The following is a 15,258-nucleotide window of genomic DNA, read 5'->3' as shown; positions in this document are numbered from 1 at the left end:
ACGGTCGCCACCGCCACCGCGCCTCCCGCAGGCCCTCCCCTCCCGCACCCCGCGCCTCCCGCACCCGCCCGCCCCGCCGCGCACGCCCCACCGAGCCCCCGGAGAGACCCATGACCCCGCACGCCGACCCCGCCGCGACCGTCGTCGCCCTCGAGGGCATCACCAAGCACTTCGGCTCCACCGTCGCGCTCGACGACGCGTCGCTCACCGTCGCCCGCGGCGAGGTCGTCGTGCTGCTCGGCCTCTCGGGCTCGGGCAAGTCGACGCTGCTGCGCCACGTCGACGGGCTGGAGCGGCCCACGTCGGGCACCGTCCGCGTGCTGGGCCGGGAGGTCACGCGCCTCACCGGCCGGGCGCTCCGCGAGCTGCGCAGCGAGGTCGGCTTCATCTTCCAGCAGTTCGAGCTCGTGCCGTCGCTGACCGTGCTCGAGAACGTGCTGACCGGCTCGCTCGCCGCCGTGCGCGGGCCCCGCCTCGGCCTCTGGTCGTACGGCCGCGCCGCCAAGGTCGAGGCCCTCGCCCGCCTCGAGCGCGTCGGCCTGCTCGACCGCGCCTACCAGCGCGCCGACACCCTCTCGGGCGGCCAGCAGCAGCGCGTCGCCATCGCCCGCGCCCTCATGCAGCGGCCCCAGGTGCTGCTCGCCGACGAGCCCGTCGCCTCGCTCGACCCCGAGTCGAGCGACCAGGTGATGGCGCTGATCCGCGAGATCGCCGCCGACGAGGGCCTCACCGTCATCTGCAGCCTGCACCAGGTCGACCTCGCCCTCTCGTGGGCCGACCGCATCGTCGGCCTGCGCCACGGCCAGGTCGTGCTCGACACCGCGACCGAGGGCCTCTCGAAGGCCCAGGTGATGGAGATCTACGGCCGCGTCGCCACGAGCACCGACCAGTTCGAGGCGATCGAACTCGAGCTGACCGCGGTCGGCGGCGGGGCCGGCGGCACGACCGGCAGCGCGACCGGCGCCGCGACCGGCACCGCTCTCCTCCGCGGGGACGCCGTCCGATGAGCGCCGTCGTCGAGCGCCCGCGCACGACCGGGGCTCCGCTGGCTCCCGTCACCGCGCCTCCCCGGCGCCGCACCTCGCCCGAGCGCGTCGCCGCGGGCCTCACCCTGCTGGCCCTGCTCGTCGCGAGCGTGCTCGCACTGCGCAGCGTCGACATCGACCCGGCCCGCATGGTGCAGAGCTGGTCGAACGCGCAGCGCTTCCTCGGCCGCGTCGGCGCGATCGAGTTCCCGCCCCTCGGCGAGCTGCTGCAGCTCACGGCCCTCACCCTCGGCCTCGTGATCTGCGGCACGCTGCTCGCCGCCGTGCTCTCGGTGCCGGTGGCCGTGCTCGCCGCCTCGAACACGACGCCCGGGCCGGTCTGGCGCGCCGCCGCCCGCTTCGTCACGGTGCTCGCCCGCGCGGTGCCCGACGTGGTGCTCGCCATGGTCTTCGTGCTGCTCTTCACGCTCGGCACGCTGCCGGGCATCCTCGCCATCGGCCTGCACTCGGTCGGCATGATCTCGAAGCTCTTCGCCGACGCGATCGAGCAGATCGACGAGGGCCCGCGCACCGCCGTCCGCGCGGCCGGCGGCACCCGCCTGCAGCAGTTCACGGCGGGCGTGCTGCCCCAGGTGCTGCCGTCGTGGGTGGCGACCGTGCTGCACCGCAACGACATCAACCTGCGCGGCAGCGTGATCCTCGGCTACGTGGGCGTGGTCGGCCTCGGCATGCAGATGTCGTTCGCCTTCAAGTCGCTGCAGTACGGGCTCGGCCTCGGCTACGCCCTGGTCATCTTCGTGCTCTGCGTCGTCATGGAGGTCGTCTCGAGCTCGGTGCGCGCCGCCATGCTCGGCGTCGCGCCGACCGGGCGGGGCCTCGGCGACCGCGTGGTGCGCGGGGTCACGAGGAGGCGCGGGGCCGGCCGGCAGGAGGCCGCCGCCCCCGAGACGGCGGGCTCCGCTGCCGGCTCGACCCGCGCCTCCGGTGCCGGCCCGGTCTCCGCCCCCGCGGCGGCCGCTCTCTCGACCGACCTGACCCGCGCCTCCGGCACGCCCTCGGCCGCCGTCGAGGCCGCGCTGCGCCGTCCGTGGGACAGGGCCCGCGTGCGCGGCGTCTCGTGGGGCTGGGCCGCCGTCGCGGTCGTCGTCGCCAGCGTGCTCGTCTGCGACATCGCCTGGTCGGACCTGCTCACCGTGTGGGGCGGCGTGCCCGCCGTCGCCGTGCAGTTCTGGCCGCCGTCGTTCGGCAGCTACGAGGCGTCGACGATGCTCGCCGCGATGGGCGAGACGATCTCGATCGCGCTCGCCGCGACCCTGCTCACCGTCGGCGGCTCGCTGCTGATCGGCTCGCTCGCCGCCCGCAACGTCGCGCCGAACCCCGGCCTGCGGGGCGGGATGCGCCTGCTGCTCGTCGGCATCCGCGGGGTGCCCGAGGTGATCCTCGCCATCGTGCTGATCGTCGTCACCGGCCTCGGCACCCAGGCCGGCACGCTCGCGCTCGCCCTCGGCGGCGTCGGGCTGCTCGGCAAGCTGATCGCCGACTCGTTCGAGGAGGTCGACCCAGGCCCCGAGCGGGCGCTCACCGCGACCGGCGCCTCACGCGGCCAGGTGTACGCCTCGGCGACGCTGCCGCAGGGCACCCGCGCGCTGATCGGCCACACCTTCTACATGCTCGACACGAACCTGCGCGCCGCGACGCTGCTCGGCATCGTCGGGGCGGGAGGCGTCGGCTACTACCTGCTGAACGCCAGCCAGGGCTCGAACTACGCGACGGTGACGGCGATCGTGCTGATGATCCTCGTCACGGTGCTCGCCGTCGAGGGGCTCGCGATCTGGATGCGGCGGGTCTTCCGGTGAGCGGGGTCACGCCCACGCGCGAGCCGTCCCGCTGGCCCGTCGCCGGCACGGTCGGGCCGGTCGTCGGCTCCGGCGCGGCCGCTGCTGCCGCGGCCGCGCTCGCCCCCGCCACCGCCGCGCCTGCACCCGCCGCCCGCCGCCCCGCCGCGGACCGGCACGACGTGGTCGTCGTCGGTTCGGGCATCGTCGGCCTCGGGGCGGCGCTCGCCGCCGTCGACCGCGGACTCTCGGTGCTCGTCGTCGACCGCTCGGCCGCGATCGGCGGCTCGACGGTGCGCAACTTCGGCCACCTCTGCCTCACCCCGCAGAGCGGCGAGGCCCGGCGGCACGCGGTCACCGCCCGCGAGCTCTGGCTGCGGCTCGCCCGCGATGCCGGCTTCTGGGTCTCGCAGCGCGGCACCCTGGTCGCCGCCCGGCACGCCGACGAGCTCGCCCTGCTCGACGAGCTGGCCGCCGCGCGCACCGCGCGGGTGCTCGGCGACCGCCCCGAGATCGAGCCCCTCGACGAGGCCGCGCTCGCGGCGCTCGCCCCGGTCGCTCCCGGCACGACGCTCGGCGGAGCCCTGCTGCCCTACGACCTGCAGGTCGACCCGCGGGAGGCGGCCGACGCGATCCGCAGGCACCTCGAGTCGCGAGGGGTGCGCTTCCTGACCCGCACCTCCGTCGGCTCGGTCGCCGCGGGGCGCGTCGAGACGAGCCGCGGCCCGATCGAGGCGGGCACGGTGGTCGTCGCGACCAACCACGACCTCGACCAGCTGCTGCCCGACCTCGCCGAGCGCTCGGAGCTGGAGCGCTGCGGGCTCGACATGCTGCGCGTGCGGGCCGACCTCGCCCGGCCGCTCGTGGCGCCGCTGCTGACCGGGTGGTCGCTGATCCGCTACAGCGCGTTCGCGGGCACGACCGCCGCCGACGCCGTCCGGGCCCGGCTGCACGCCGAGCGCCCCGACCTCGCCGCGCTCGACCTGAACCAGATGTACACGCAGCTGCCCGACGGCACCGTCATCGTCGGCGACAGCCACCAGAAGGGGGCGGCGATCGCGCCGTTCCAGAGCGAGCGGGCCGCGACGGCCTTCCTCGACGAGTTCCGCGTGCTGTTCGGCGCGGAGCCGGTCGTCACCGAGCGGTGGCAGGGCGTCTACGCCTCGGGCCGCGACGAGTTCGTCGTCGACGAGGTCGAGCCGGGCGTGCTCGTCACGGTCGTCGCGACCGGCATCGGCATGACCACCGGGCTCGGGCTCGCCGAGCACGTCGTCGGGGCGCACCTCGACGGCGGGCGCGACGCGGCGCTCGGCGGGCCACCGGTCGGTGCCTCCTCCTCCTCCTCTCCCACCGCCACCACGTCGCGGGCCGCGGCTCCCTCCGGCCGCGACCTCCCCCTCCTCACAGGAAGCACCGCCTCATGAGCACCCTCCCCGCCCCCTCCGCCACCGCCTCCGCGGCTCCCGCCGCCCCCGCGATCGAGCTCGTCGTGCTCGACATGGCCGGCACGACGGTCGTCGACGACGGCGTCGTCGAGCAGGCCTTCGCGCGGGTCGCCGACCGGGTCGACCTCGGCCCGACGCTGACGCGCGACGAGGCGCTGCAGCACGTGCGCGACACGATGGGGCAGTCGAAGATCGAGGTGTTCCGGCACCTGACGGGCGGCGACGAGCCGCTCGCGCAGCGGGCGAACGGGCAGTTCGAGGTGGCCTACGGCGAGCTGGTCGACGAGCTCGGGGTCGAGCCGATCGCGGGCGCGGGCGACCTCGTCGACGCGCTCCGCGCCTCCGGCCGGTCGGTCGTGCTGACCACCGGGTTCTCGCCCGCGACGCGCGACCGCCTGCTCGACGCGCTCGGCTGGACGGTCGACGCGTCCCTCTCGCCGGTCGACGCCGGTCGCGGCCGCCCCGCGCCCGACCTCGTGCTCACCGCGCTGCTGCGTACGGGTGCCTCGTCGGTGGCAGCCGTCGCGGTCGTCGGAGACACGACGAGCGACGTGCTCTCGGGCCGGGCCGCCGGGGCCGGCCTCGTCGTCGGCGTGACGACCGGGGCGCACACCCGCGCGCAGCTGCTCGCGGCGGGCGCCGACGTGGTGCTCGACTCGGTGCGCGAGCTGGCGGGGCTGCCGCAGTTCGCGGGAGTCGCGGTGCCGGCGGCTGCGCCGGTCGCCGCGCCCGCCGCGGTCGCCGTGCCGGTCGCGTGACGACGGTCGACGCGCCGCTGGTCGTCGGTGCTGCTGCCGGCACCGTGTCGGCGGGGAGCCTCGTCGAGCTGCGGCTCGACCCCGCGCCCACCGCGATGGTCTGGACGGAGCCCGGCCGCCCGCACGACGCCGTCGCCGTGCCGAGCGTCAGGCTCGCGCCCGGCGACCTGCTGGTCGAGGTCGAGCTGGCGACGATCTGCGGCTCCGACGTGCACACCACGCGCGGCGATCGCGGAGCGCCGACGCCGCTCGTGCTCGGCCACGAGCAGGTCGGCCGCGTGGTCGCGGTCGGCGCGGGGGCCGTCGCGGTCGACGGCACGCCGGTCGTCGTCGGCCAGCGCGTCGTCTGGTCGCTGACGGTGAGCTGCGGCGCGTGCGCGACCTGCGGGCGGGGCCTGCCGCAGAAGTGCGAGCGGGTGCGCAAGTACGGGCACGAACGGCTCGAGACCGGGTGGGAGCTCAGCGGCGGCTTCGCGACCCACGTGCACGTGCGGGCCGGGACGGCCGTCGTGCCGGTCGCCGACGACCTCGACACGGCGCTGCTCGCGCCGGTCTCGTGCGGCACGGCGACCGCGGTGGCGGCGCTCGACGCGGCGTCGGCGATCGTGCCGCTGGGCGGCGGTGTCGACGCCGACGCGGGTGCCGGTGCCGCTGCCGTCGCCCCCGTGGTGGTGCTCGTGCTCGGCGCCGGCCTGATCGGGCTGACCGTCGCGGCGCTGGCGACCGACGCCGGAGCCCGCGTCGTCGTGGTCGACCCCGACCCCGCTCGCCGTACCCTCGCCGCCCGCTTCGGAGCCGTCGCCACGGCCGATCCCGGGGCCGCGCCCGATGCGGCGGAGAGCATCGACCGTGCCCTCGAGGTCGCCGGAGGCGCCCCGCTCGTGGCCGTGGAGGCCTCCGGTGCGCCCTCGGCCGTCGCCTCGGCGCTGACGAGGCTCGGCGTGGGAGGCGTGGCCGTCCTCGTCGGCAGCGTCTTCCCGGCTCCGGCCGTCGCGCTCGACGCCGAGAGCGTCGTCCGTCGGCTGGTCACCGTGAGGGGCGTGCACAACTACGCGCCGCGGCACCTCGTGGAGGCGGCCCGCTTCGTGGAGCGGCGGCACGGCGCGTGGCCGCTCGCCGAGCTCGTGGGCGACGAGGTCGCGCTGGCCGACCTCGACGCGGGGATCGAGCGGGCGGCGTCGGCGGGTGCGGTGCGGGTGGGGGTGCGGCCGGCGCGGCGCTGACCGCGGGCCACGGGGCCTTGACGCGCTCGGGAGCGCGACGTAGTGTCGGTACACCTTGTACGTACTCCATCACGGAGTGCGCTCGGGCACCGCCGCCCCCACCCGCAGAGGAGTTCGCCATGGCCGTCGGACCACAGATCACCAGCCGCGTCCCGTTGTTCGACGGGATGAACAAGATCCCGGGTGGGCTCATGCTCATCCCGCTCATCATCGGGTCGATCGTCGGCACCTTCGCGCCGGGGTTCCTCGACCTCGGCAACTTCACGACCGCGCTGTTCCGCGACAGCGCCCTGCCCCTGATCGGCGTGCTGATCTTCGCGACGGGCATGCAGATCACGCTCCGCACCTCGGGGCCGGTGCTCGCGACCAGCGGCGTGCTGCTGCTGACCAAGTCGATCATCCCGGCGACCCTCGTCGTCGTCCTCGGCACCGTCGTGGGCATCGAGGGGATCCTCGGCGTCTCGATCCTCGCCCTGCTCGTCAGCATGGACAACAGCAACGGCGGCATCTGGCTCGCCTTCACGGGCCGCTACGGCCGCGAGCGTGACCGGGGCGCGTACATCGCCTCCGCCGTCAACGACGGCCCCTTCTTCTCCCTGCTCTTCCTCGGCGCGGCCGGCCTGGCCGACATCCCCTACACGCTGCTGCTCGCGGCGGTCATCCCGCTGCTGCTCGGCATCGTCGTCGGCAACCTCGACCCGCGGTGGACGGAGGTCATGCGCCCGGTGCCCAACATCGTCATCCCGTTCTTCGCCTTCGCCCTGGGCACGGGCATCGACCTCGGCAACGTCGTCACCGGCGGCCTGTCGGGCATCGTCGTGGGCGTGATCGCGGTGCTGCTCACCGGCACCACGACGTACCTCGGCTTCCGCCTCCTGCTCCGTCGCGGGAAGGAGTCGGGCATCGGCATCGCCTCGGCGACGACCGCCGGCAACGCCATCGCCACCCCGGCCATCGTCGGCGCGGCGGACCCCAGCTTCGCCCCGTACGTCGAGGTCGCCACCGCCCAGGTCGCCTCCGCCGTGCTCGTGAGCGCCGTGCTGGCACCGCTGCTCGCCGCCTGGGTGCTCAAGCGCCAGGGCGGCGACCGCAGCCACGAGATCGCGGCCGAGGCCGACGCCGAGGCGGTGCTCGCCCACGACGCGGCCACTGCCGCCGCCGCTCACGATCGCGATCTCGATCCCGGCCGTGGCGCCTCCCCGGGTCGTCGCCGCCCGACCGACGGAGGCGCCGCGTGACGGCGGGCCCCGTGGTCGGCCTCGTCGCCGACGACCTGACGGGCGCCGCCGACTCCGCCGTGCAGTTCGCCCGCGACGGCTGGACGAGCCGGCTCGTGCTCGGCGCCGGGGGAGCGCCCCTCGGGGGCCCCGGCTCCGTGACGGCCGTCGTCACCGACTCCCGGGCCCTCCCCGAGGGCGAGGCCCGCGCCGTCACCGCCGAGGCCGTGCGCGACCTGGCCGAGCACGGCGCGGAGCTCGTCTTCGTGAAGATCGACTCGACCATGCGCGGGTCCGTCGCCGCGCAGGTCGCCGGGGCCCTCGAGGCGTGGCGGGTGGGGTGCCCCGACGCCTTCGCCGTCGCCACCCCCGCGTACCCGGGCATGGGCCGCACGGTGGTGCAGGGCGCCCTCCTCGTCGACGGCGCCCGCGTCGAGACGACGGCCGTCGGGCGCGACCCGGTCACGCCGGTCGCGACGAGCGACCTCTCCGCCCTGCTGCCCGGCAGCTCGTCGGTCACCGTGACCGGCGCGGGCGGCGACGCGGCCGCCGAGCTCCTCGCCGGGGCCGCGGCCTCCGGCCACGACGTGGTCACCGTCGACGCCACGACCGACGACGAGCTCCGCACGACCGCTGACGCCGTCGTGCGCCTGGGCGCGCGGGCCGTGCCCGTCGGCTCGGCCGGGCTGGCCGTCGCCGTCTCCCGCGCGTGGGGCGCCGGGCTCCCCGCGCCGGTGCCCGTCGTCGTCGACCGCGTGGGTCACGTCGTCGTCGTCGTGAGCAGCCTGCACGACGCGTCCCGCACCCAGTGCGAGCACCTCCTCCGGTCCGCGCCGGAGTCCGGGGGCGCCCCGCGACCGGTCGTGCGCACGGTCGCGCCGACGCTCGACGAGGTCCGGTCGGGCGACCTCGCCCCCGCCCTCGCGCGCTCCTGGTCCGCTGCTGACTCCGCCGCGGCCGAGGTGACCGTCCTGCTCGCGCCGCCCCGCGACTCCCCGAGCCCTGCGTCGCCCGACGTGCCGGGCGGCCCGACGGACGCGCAGCGGATCGCCGAGGCGCTCGCCGTGCTCACCGACGGTCTCGTCGACGAGCGGGGCGGGGTCGACGAGGTCGCTCTCGTGCTCGTCGGCGGCGAGGGCGCCCGCGCCGTCCTCCGCCGGGCGGGGGCCGAGGCGCTCGTCGTCCGCGGGGCCCTCCGCGAGGGCGTGCCCTGGGGCACGCTGGAGGGCGGGCGCCTGCACGGGACGGCGGTCGTCACGAAGGCCGGCGGCTTCGGCGCCGCCGCGACGATCACGGAGGTCGTCACCGACCTCCTCGACATCCCCCACCGATCCGACACTGAAGAAGGAGACCCCTCATGACCCTCCCGCGACTCGCACTGACCCTCGGAGACGTGGCCGGCATCGGCCCCGAGATCACCGCGAAGACCCTGCTGCACCACGACGACCTCCGCGAGCGGGCCGTGCCCGTCGTGATCGGCGACGAGGCGGCCATGCGCCGCGGCGTCCTCGACGTCGGGGGCGACCCCGACCTCGTGCGCGTCATCGCCTCCGTCGCCGACGCGACGAACGAGCCCGGCACGATCGAGCTGCTGCAGACGGGCCCCTCCCTGGCCGACGTGCCGGTGGGCGAGCTGAGCCCCGAGGCGGGTGACGGCGCCTACCGCTTCGTGGTGGAGGCGTGCCGTCTCGCCCGTGAGGGAGAGGTCCACGGCATCGTCACGGCTCCCCTCAACAAGGCCGCGATGCACGCCGGCGGCCACAAGTGGCCCGGCCACACCGAGCTGCTCGCGCACGAGTTCGGCGTCGAGAACTTCTCGCTGGTGCTGTCGGCCGGCGACCTGTCGTTCTTCCACCTGACGACGCACGTCTCGATGCGCCAGGCGATCGACGGCATCACCCCCGAGCGCACCGGCCAGGTGCTCGACCTCGCGGGCGCGTTCGCCGCCTCCCTCGGCACCCCCGACGAGCTGATCGGCCTCGCGGGCCTGAACCCGCACGCGGGCGAGAACCGCCTCTTCGGCGACGAGGACGCCGACGTGCTGGCCCCCGCCGTCGAGGCCGCTCGGGCTCGCGGGCTAAACGTCGTCGGCCCCGTGCCCGGTGACGCGCTCATCCCCGCGGCCGTCCGCGGCAAGTACAAGATCATCGTCGTCTGCTACCACGACCAGGGGCACGCGCCCTTCAAGGCCGTGTACGGCGACGACGGCGTCAACATCACGGTGGGGCTGCCCGTCGTGCGGGTCTCGGTCGACCACGGCACCGCGTTCGACATCGCGGGGCAGGGCATCGCCCGCGAGGCGAGCCTTGTACTCTCGGTGGAGCGCGCCGCCGCCCTCGCCCCCGGCTGGGAGCACGTGTGGCGCACCGCCCAGCAGCAGGACCCCGCCGTGCCCTGACCTGTCGCACCACCGAAGGGACCACCGTGTCGATCTGGCTCACCGAGCTCGACGCCGACGCGGTCGGCCCCGCCGCCCCGGGGCCCCTGCACGCGCAGCTCAGCGCGCTCCTGCGGTCGCACATCGTGGACGGCTCGCTGCCGGTGGGCGCCGACCTGCCCACCGAGGCGGAGCTGCAGGCGCACTTCGGGGTCTCGCGCTCGGTCGTGCGGCAGGCCCTGTCGTCGCTCACGACCGACGGTCTCGTGAGGCGCGGGCGGGGCCGCGGCAGCGTGGTCGCCCCGCGCGGCGAGCACCACCGCCTCGTGCAGCGGCTGTCGGGCCTGTCGACGCAGGTGCCCGCGGTCACCACCAGCGTCCTCGCGCTCGGGCCGGAGCGCGACGAGGCCGCGGAGGCGCGTCTCGGCGTCCGTGCCGTGGTCGGTCTCCGTCGTCTGCGTCGGGCCGAGGGCGAGCCGATCGCCCTCATCCACACCTGGCTGCCGGAGAGCATCGGGGCGGGGCTCACGACGGCCCAGCTGACCGACACGTCCCTCCACGCGGTGCTGCGCTCCACGTACGGGGTGAGCCTCGTGTCGGGGAGGCGCCAGGTGCGGGCCGTGAGCGCGTCCGGTGCGCTCGCCGAGGCCCTCGAGGTGCTGGACGGGTCGCCGGTGCTGCTGCTCGAGGGCACGACCCTCGACCGGTCGGGGGTGCCGGTGGAGACCTTCCGGACCTGGCACCGCGCCGACCGGGTCGTGTTCGACGTCGACGTCGTCACGGACGACGGCAGGGCCGAGGTCGAGCCGGTGCCGGTGGCCGCGCCCCTGCCCGTGCCTGTGCCCGCCGACGATGCGTCCCCTGAGTCGGGCGCCCTCCGGGGCGAGGCCGGCCTCGACGAGCTGGCCCGCAGGGCTCGTGAGCTGGCGGCGGACCTCGACGGCCTCGCCCGCCGGTCGTCGTAGGTGTGCCCTTCGTGCGGCGGGCGTCCGTCGACGCTCGGGCGGGGGAGATGGTGACCTGGTGCTGAACTCCGAGTGGGCGCCCGTCGTCGCTGCCGTCGCCGTCACGATCGTCCTCGGCGTCGCGGCGGTGATCCACATGAGGATCCGCCCGTCGCGTCAGAGTGCGATCAGAGGGATCGCCGTGCCGTCGTGGCCGGCCGTGCGCGAGGCGTCCTCCGCGTTGACCGAGCGCGACCTCCGCGGCCTCAGGGCTGAGTTCCGGGTGGGGACGGCAGGCTCCGGCATCGCGGCGGGCCTGTTCGTGGCCCTCCTCGTCGACAGGCGCTGGAGGAGACCGACGACGTTCGACGTCATGGCGAGCGGTCTCCCCGCGAACCCTGTCGGCAGCCTCGAGCTCCTCCTCACCACGGAGGACCCGGCGGAGGTGGTCGACCTGATGACGAGCTCCGGCCTGACCTTCCTGCCCCCGGGGCCGGAGGCGGACGTGCTGTGGGCTGAGTACTTCCGGTAGGTGATCTCGCATCGTGTTCTGCGGACTCGAGTGAGTTCCTGTGGCAGGTAGCCCGCTCTCGAAGTGCCAGGCCCTGCGTCCCGAGTTCCGGGGGGACTGTCCGACAGGCGGTCGTTCATCGGGACACGTTGTCGGACCCGTCGCGGTCAGCCAAGGTCAAGTGGCGCCTGGCCTGCGGATTCGCGTATGCCTGTCCCGCAAAAATGCCCGGTGACGGGGGTCTGAACGCTACAGACCTCGCATGCTCATCGGCTACCCCGCGTCTCGACCTCTCGGGACAGGATCTCGCAGCACTCGGTGTTGACGATCAACACGTCCATGTTGACCACGGCCTTTCGGGCACCACTCGAGCATGGCCAGGCCTCCGCGAGGCCCTCGCTGCCTGCCGTGCCGGCGACGTCCTGGTGGTCACGAAGCTCGACCGCCTTGCCCGCTCGCTGCGCGACGGACATCGCGGACGAGCTGACGACGAAGGGCGTCTCCCTGAACCTCAGTGAGCCGTCCAAGACCCGACCGACCCTATCGGCCAGCTCCTGTTCAACGTCCCAGGGATGGTCGCTGGTTTCGAGGCCGACCTCATCCGGGCCCGCACCCGAGACGGTATGGGGATTGGCAAGGCTGCCGGCAAGGTTTGCGGCCGCAAGCTCAAGCTCACCCCTCGCAAGAGAAGCACCTGGTGCAACTGCACCGCACGGGCGCCCACACCACCAGCGAGATCGCCGAGCTTTTCGGAGTCGCCCGGTCAACGGTCTACCGAGCTACACAGCGGGCCGAGCAGGCTTAGTGGGTTCCGTTGTCGGTTAGGATGCCGTCCGATCGATTGCGATAGCTCGAAATGATCCCCAATCCGGCACTATGAGGCATGACCGCTTTGCAAAAGCTCGCTGAGGCAGTGCAGCGTCGGCAGCTCATCATCGTGACCGGCACCGGCGTCACCTCGTCCCTCACCGCGAACGCAGCCACCAGTTCATGGTTGGGCCTTCTCGAGCACGGGGTTGTGCACGTGGAGGACGTGGACCCTCGCCGAGGCCGCCTCATGCGCGACAAGCTGGAGCTTTTTCTAGACGACCCACGCGTTGACGATCTCCTTTCGCTGGCCTCAGATATCCGCACCGAGCTGAAGCGTGCCGTACATGACCGCTACGGCCGTTGGCTGTCGGCGACGGTCGGCGAACTTCGGCCCAGTCAGAGCGCCGTGGCAGATGCCCTCGGCTCTCTCGGGGCTCCACTGTTCACGACGAATTACGACGACGTCCTCGAGCAAGCTCTTGGACGTGGTTCGGCGACGTGGAAAGAACCCGCGATGATGCGGGAGATAGCCATGCACAACTCCACCGCCGTGGGTCACCTCCACGGACTGTGGAATGACCCCGACAGCGTCATCTTCAACGACGTCGATTACCACCGCATTGTGAACAACAGTCCAGCACAAGCAATTCAGGACGCGGCTTTTGGAATGCGCCACTTTCTATTCGTCGGATTTGGTTCTGGTCTCGATGACCCGAACTTCGAACCACTAGTCAAGAGGTTCGCCGACGTTCATCAAACTGCGGCTTTTTCCCACTTCAGACTATGCAGGACGGATGAAGTGCGGCCCGGTTCGGACCTCGACGTCATTGCCGATGTCGCGTACGGCCAGCACCACGACAACTTGGCTGGCTTCCTAACCTCGCTTGCACCCGAATCGATTTCCGTTCAGCACGTGGACCGACGCGTCAAGGGGCAAGAGCGACTTCTCCGACAAGTCCGGGAAAACTCCACCCTCTGGCGAGAAAAGGAGGTCCTGGATGAGAAGCGTTTCGAAGAGCTGGTGGTGCCGCCGATCTTCCTACCGGAGCCGCACGACCAGTACGCCACGAACACGGTTATCGAAGCTGAGTCGAAGCAGATTAAACCCGTCGACATGGGCGAAATTGTTAGCAAGGGCAAAGTTCTAATCATTGCTGGCGGGGAAAGTAGTGGGGTCAGCACGGCGCTCTCGTGGGCAGTCAACGAGGCAGTCCGTGTCCGTCCCGGCACGCACGGAGTTCTGCTGCGAAAGGCCTTTGGATCCGGACCGCACCCCATCACAAAAGACGTTCAGAACATTTACGCCGACTGGGGAGTGCCCAAGAGCGAGGGTCAGGAGCAGCTAGTGCTTGCCGTTGACAATTTGCTCTTCGAATCATCAAGCCGATTCGATCGGACGATTGCCGACATCGCCCAGAACGCTGCTGAGTTCAAGGTGCTGGGCGTCTCGCAGTCGGACACCGTAGAGGTTGCGAAGGCACTGGCTGAGGAGGGCATCGACGACGTGGACGTGGTCTACCTTGGTCGGTTCAGTGATGCTGAGGCGGGTGAAATTGCCAGACGTGTGGCACCCGGGCGCGAGACGCGCTTCGTAACCACTGTCATGGTGATCATCCGGGACAAGCACCTCCCGCGCACGCCGTTCACGATCACGCTGCTGATGGAGCTCTTGAACAGCGGAAAAACGCTGAAAAACCAGGACTCGGAGATGTCCGTCCTCGATGAATACCTGAATTTGCTGCTTTTTGGAGATTTCCCGCGAGTGACTTCCTCTCCTCGCATGAGCTTGCGCAACAAGCGGGTGGTGATCGAGTACCTTGCCCGCAAACTTGTTGAGGCACGCGAAGACAAGGCGCCCTACGGGGAAGTAGCTGGTTGGGTCGCGGAGTTGTTCGATGAGGTTGGTTGGTCTTACGAAGTAGACGTAGTCCTGGAAGATCTCAAGCAGAGACGCGTTCTCAGCACAGGGCCCGGAAATACCATCCGGTTCCAGAGGTCCATTTATCTGGAGCTGCTCGCTGGCATTGCTGCCAAAGGCAATGAAGAGTTCAAGAAGCTGATCTTTTCCTCGCCCCTGGAACTTGCGTCAATCGTTCGCATGTATGCGGCCATGGCACGAAGCGATACTGATGTCCTCGATGTTGTCGAACGCGAGCTCGACCGGATCAGTGTGCAGCGCCCTACGGGATCGATCCTGTCGAGCGTCCGGAAGAGAGATGCCCCCGAGTCATTGCTGAGAGAGCCAGTGCCTCTCGAAGCGGATGATCAGCCTGCCCCGCTCGAGGACGTCGTGGATCGTGCCCCGGAACAAACTGTCTACTACGACCGGTCGGACGACTCGGACAGGCCTACGTTTCTCGCAGCACGGATCGAAGACCTCCCTCCGGCCCGAGTAGCGATGCTTGTCGTCGACCTTGCCTCCCGCGTTCTGCGGGATTCGGATGAGATCCGCGATCAGGCGCACAAGCAGCGCTATCTAGGGCGCCTACTCGAGGCTTGGGTGATGTTCCTCGAGCTTTATCAAGCAGAACTGACCGCGTTGCCAAAGCTCGATGAAGCAGTTCGGCCGATTTTCGACAAGCTCGATTTGCCGGACAAGGAGTTCGTTCCGTTTATGCACTCGCTCCTTCGGGTGGTGCCTTCATATATCACGTATAGCGGGCTGAGCTACTGCCTGAGCTCTCCAACACTGGACCGACTGCTGACGCAGTTCAGCGCGGAATCAGTGCCACTGGGGGAGTGGGCTGCCCTGCTTCGCACATTGACCCTGTACTCCGGCGGTTCCATCGCGTGGGTGGATTCCCTTGATGAGCTGAGCGAGACTGCGGTCAGAAGCTGGTTCTCAGCCTCCTTCCTGGCTGGCCTTGCCCGATATGCCTACGTCACTGATGACCGACTTCACGAAGAACAACGCGCCAAGATTCGCCAGTATCTACGTCGGGTGATTGGCGCCAGGTATTCCTTCTCCTCTGTTAGCCAGCGAAACTCGGCGATGAACAATTTCGAAGCCGACCTTAGATCTGCTCGCCTTCGAGAGGAGCGTCGTCCCCGTAGATCTTTGCGCGTCATCCACTGAGTCGGAGTGATGCAATCAAGTAGGGCATGCGGATGCCTGCCCGATAGGGGATTGATCAGCGGGCATCGGTCGTTGT

General features: G+C 71.7%; 12 protein-coding genes and 1 pseudogene. All 13 read left to right on the top strand.

The window, feature by feature from the left end; genetic code table 11:
* Positions 1-110 precede the first annotated feature (110 nt).
* The 13 genes and pseudogenes from phnC (at position 111) to FHR77_RS12550 (ending at position 15,182) form a co-directional block, all read left to right on the top strand.
* Complete coding sequence (phnC, locus tag FHR77_RS12605) at positions 111-1,007, top strand: phosphonate ABC transporter ATP-binding protein (protein WP_167260693.1); 897 nt, start codon at positions 111-113, stop codon at positions 1,005-1,007.
* A complete protein-coding gene (gene phnE / locus FHR77_RS12600; protein ID WP_167260691.1) occupies positions 1,004-2,842 on the top strand; it encodes a phosphonate ABC transporter, permease protein PhnE in 1,839 nt (612 codons plus the stop codon). The genes phnC and phnE overlap by 4 nt, the downstream gene beginning before the upstream one ends.
* Positions 2,839-4,245 carry a TIGR03364 family FAD-dependent oxidoreductase gene (locus FHR77_RS12595; protein WP_341777360.1) on the top strand — a complete coding sequence of 469 codons (1,407 nt, stop codon included), beginning with the start codon at positions 2,839-2,841 and terminating at the stop codon, positions 4,243-4,245. The genes phnE and FHR77_RS12595 overlap by 4 nt, the downstream gene beginning before the upstream one ends.
* Positions 4,242-5,024 carry an HAD family hydrolase gene (locus tag FHR77_RS12590; RefSeq protein WP_167260689.1) on the top strand — a complete coding sequence of 261 codons (783 nt, stop codon included), beginning with the start codon at positions 4,242-4,244 and terminating at the stop codon, positions 5,022-5,024. The genes FHR77_RS12595 and FHR77_RS12590 overlap by 4 nt, the downstream gene beginning before the upstream one ends.
* Positions 5,021-6,247 (top strand): alcohol dehydrogenase catalytic domain-containing protein, encoded by a 1,227-nt coding sequence (locus FHR77_RS12585; RefSeq protein WP_341777359.1) that lies wholly within the window; start codon positions 5,021-5,023, stop codon positions 6,245-6,247. The genes FHR77_RS12590 and FHR77_RS12585 overlap by 4 nt, the downstream gene beginning before the upstream one ends.
* Positions 6,248-6,366: 119 nt before the next feature.
* On the top strand, positions 6,367-7,485 hold the full coding sequence (locus FHR77_RS12580; RefSeq protein WP_167260687.1) for a 2-keto-3-deoxygluconate permease: 1,119 nt from the start codon (positions 6,367-6,369) through the stop codon (positions 7,483-7,485).
* On the top strand, positions 7,482-8,825 hold the full coding sequence (locus FHR77_RS16695; protein WP_167260685.1) for a four-carbon acid sugar kinase family protein: 1,344 nt from the start codon (positions 7,482-7,484) through the stop codon (positions 8,823-8,825). Before FHR77_RS12580 ends, FHR77_RS16695 begins: the two co-directional genes overlap by 4 nt.
* On the top strand, positions 8,822-9,862 hold the full coding sequence (pdxA, locus tag FHR77_RS12570) for a 4-hydroxythreonine-4-phosphate dehydrogenase PdxA (protein WP_167260683.1): 1,041 nt from the start codon (positions 8,822-8,824) through the stop codon (positions 9,860-9,862). Before FHR77_RS16695 ends, pdxA begins: the two co-directional genes overlap by 4 nt.
* A 26-nt stretch (positions 9,863-9,888) precedes the next feature.
* On the top strand, positions 9,889-10,806 hold the full coding sequence (locus FHR77_RS12565; RefSeq protein ID WP_167260681.1) for a UTRA domain-containing protein: 918 nt from the start codon (positions 9,889-9,891) through the stop codon (positions 10,804-10,806).
* 58 nt (positions 10,807-10,864) lie between these two features.
* Positions 10,865-11,317 (top strand): hypothetical protein, encoded by a 453-nt coding sequence (locus tag FHR77_RS12560; protein ID WP_167260679.1) that lies wholly within the window; start codon positions 10,865-10,867, stop codon positions 11,315-11,317.
* Between the two features lie 203 nt (positions 11,318-11,520).
* Positions 11,521-11,886 (top strand): annotated as a pseudogene (locus tag FHR77_RS16145) (recombinase family protein); the annotation flags it as partial.
* Between the two features lie 107 nt (positions 11,887-11,993).
* Positions 11,994-12,101 carry a helix-turn-helix domain-containing protein gene (locus FHR77_RS16140; RefSeq protein WP_341777358.1) on the top strand — a complete coding sequence of 36 codons (108 nt, stop codon included), beginning with the start codon at positions 11,994-11,996 and terminating at the stop codon, positions 12,099-12,101.
* Between the two features lie 78 nt (positions 12,102-12,179).
* The gene (locus tag FHR77_RS12550) at positions 12,180-15,182 is read left to right on the top strand and encodes an SIR2 family protein (protein ID WP_167260677.1); all 3,003 of its coding nucleotides are present in this window, start codon (positions 12,180-12,182) and stop codon (positions 15,180-15,182) included.
* Positions 15,183-15,258 lie beyond the last annotated feature (76 nt).

Source organism: Frigoribacterium endophyticum (genome assembly GCF_011759585.1).
GTDB lineage: Bacteria > Actinomycetota > Actinomycetes > Actinomycetales > Microbacteriaceae > Frigoribacterium > Frigoribacterium endophyticum.
The sequence above is the reverse complement of the archived record's forward strand: the minus strand, read 5'-3'. Positions and strand labels throughout refer to the sequence as shown.

Coding starts and splice junctions, on each gene's coding strand:
- phnC (WP_167260693.1), top strand. CDS start 111: ATGACCCCGCACGCCGACCCCGCCGCGACCGTCGTCGCCCTCGAGGGC.
- phnE (WP_167260691.1), top strand. CDS start 1,004: ATGAGCGCCGTCGTCGAGCGCCCGCGCACGACCGGGGCTCCGCTGGCT.
- FHR77_RS12590 (WP_167260689.1), top strand. CDS start 4,242: ATGAGCACCCTCCCCGCCCCCTCCGCCACCGCCTCCGCGGCTCCCGCC.
- FHR77_RS12580 (WP_167260687.1), top strand. CDS start 6,367: ATGGCCGTCGGACCACAGATCACCAGCCGCGTCCCGTTGTTCGACGGG.
- pdxA (WP_167260683.1), top strand. CDS start 8,822: ATGACCCTCCCGCGACTCGCACTGACCCTCGGAGACGTGGCCGGCATC.
- FHR77_RS12550 (WP_167260677.1), top strand. CDS start 12,180: ATGACCGCTTTGCAAAAGCTCGCTGAGGCAGTGCAGCGTCGGCAGCTC.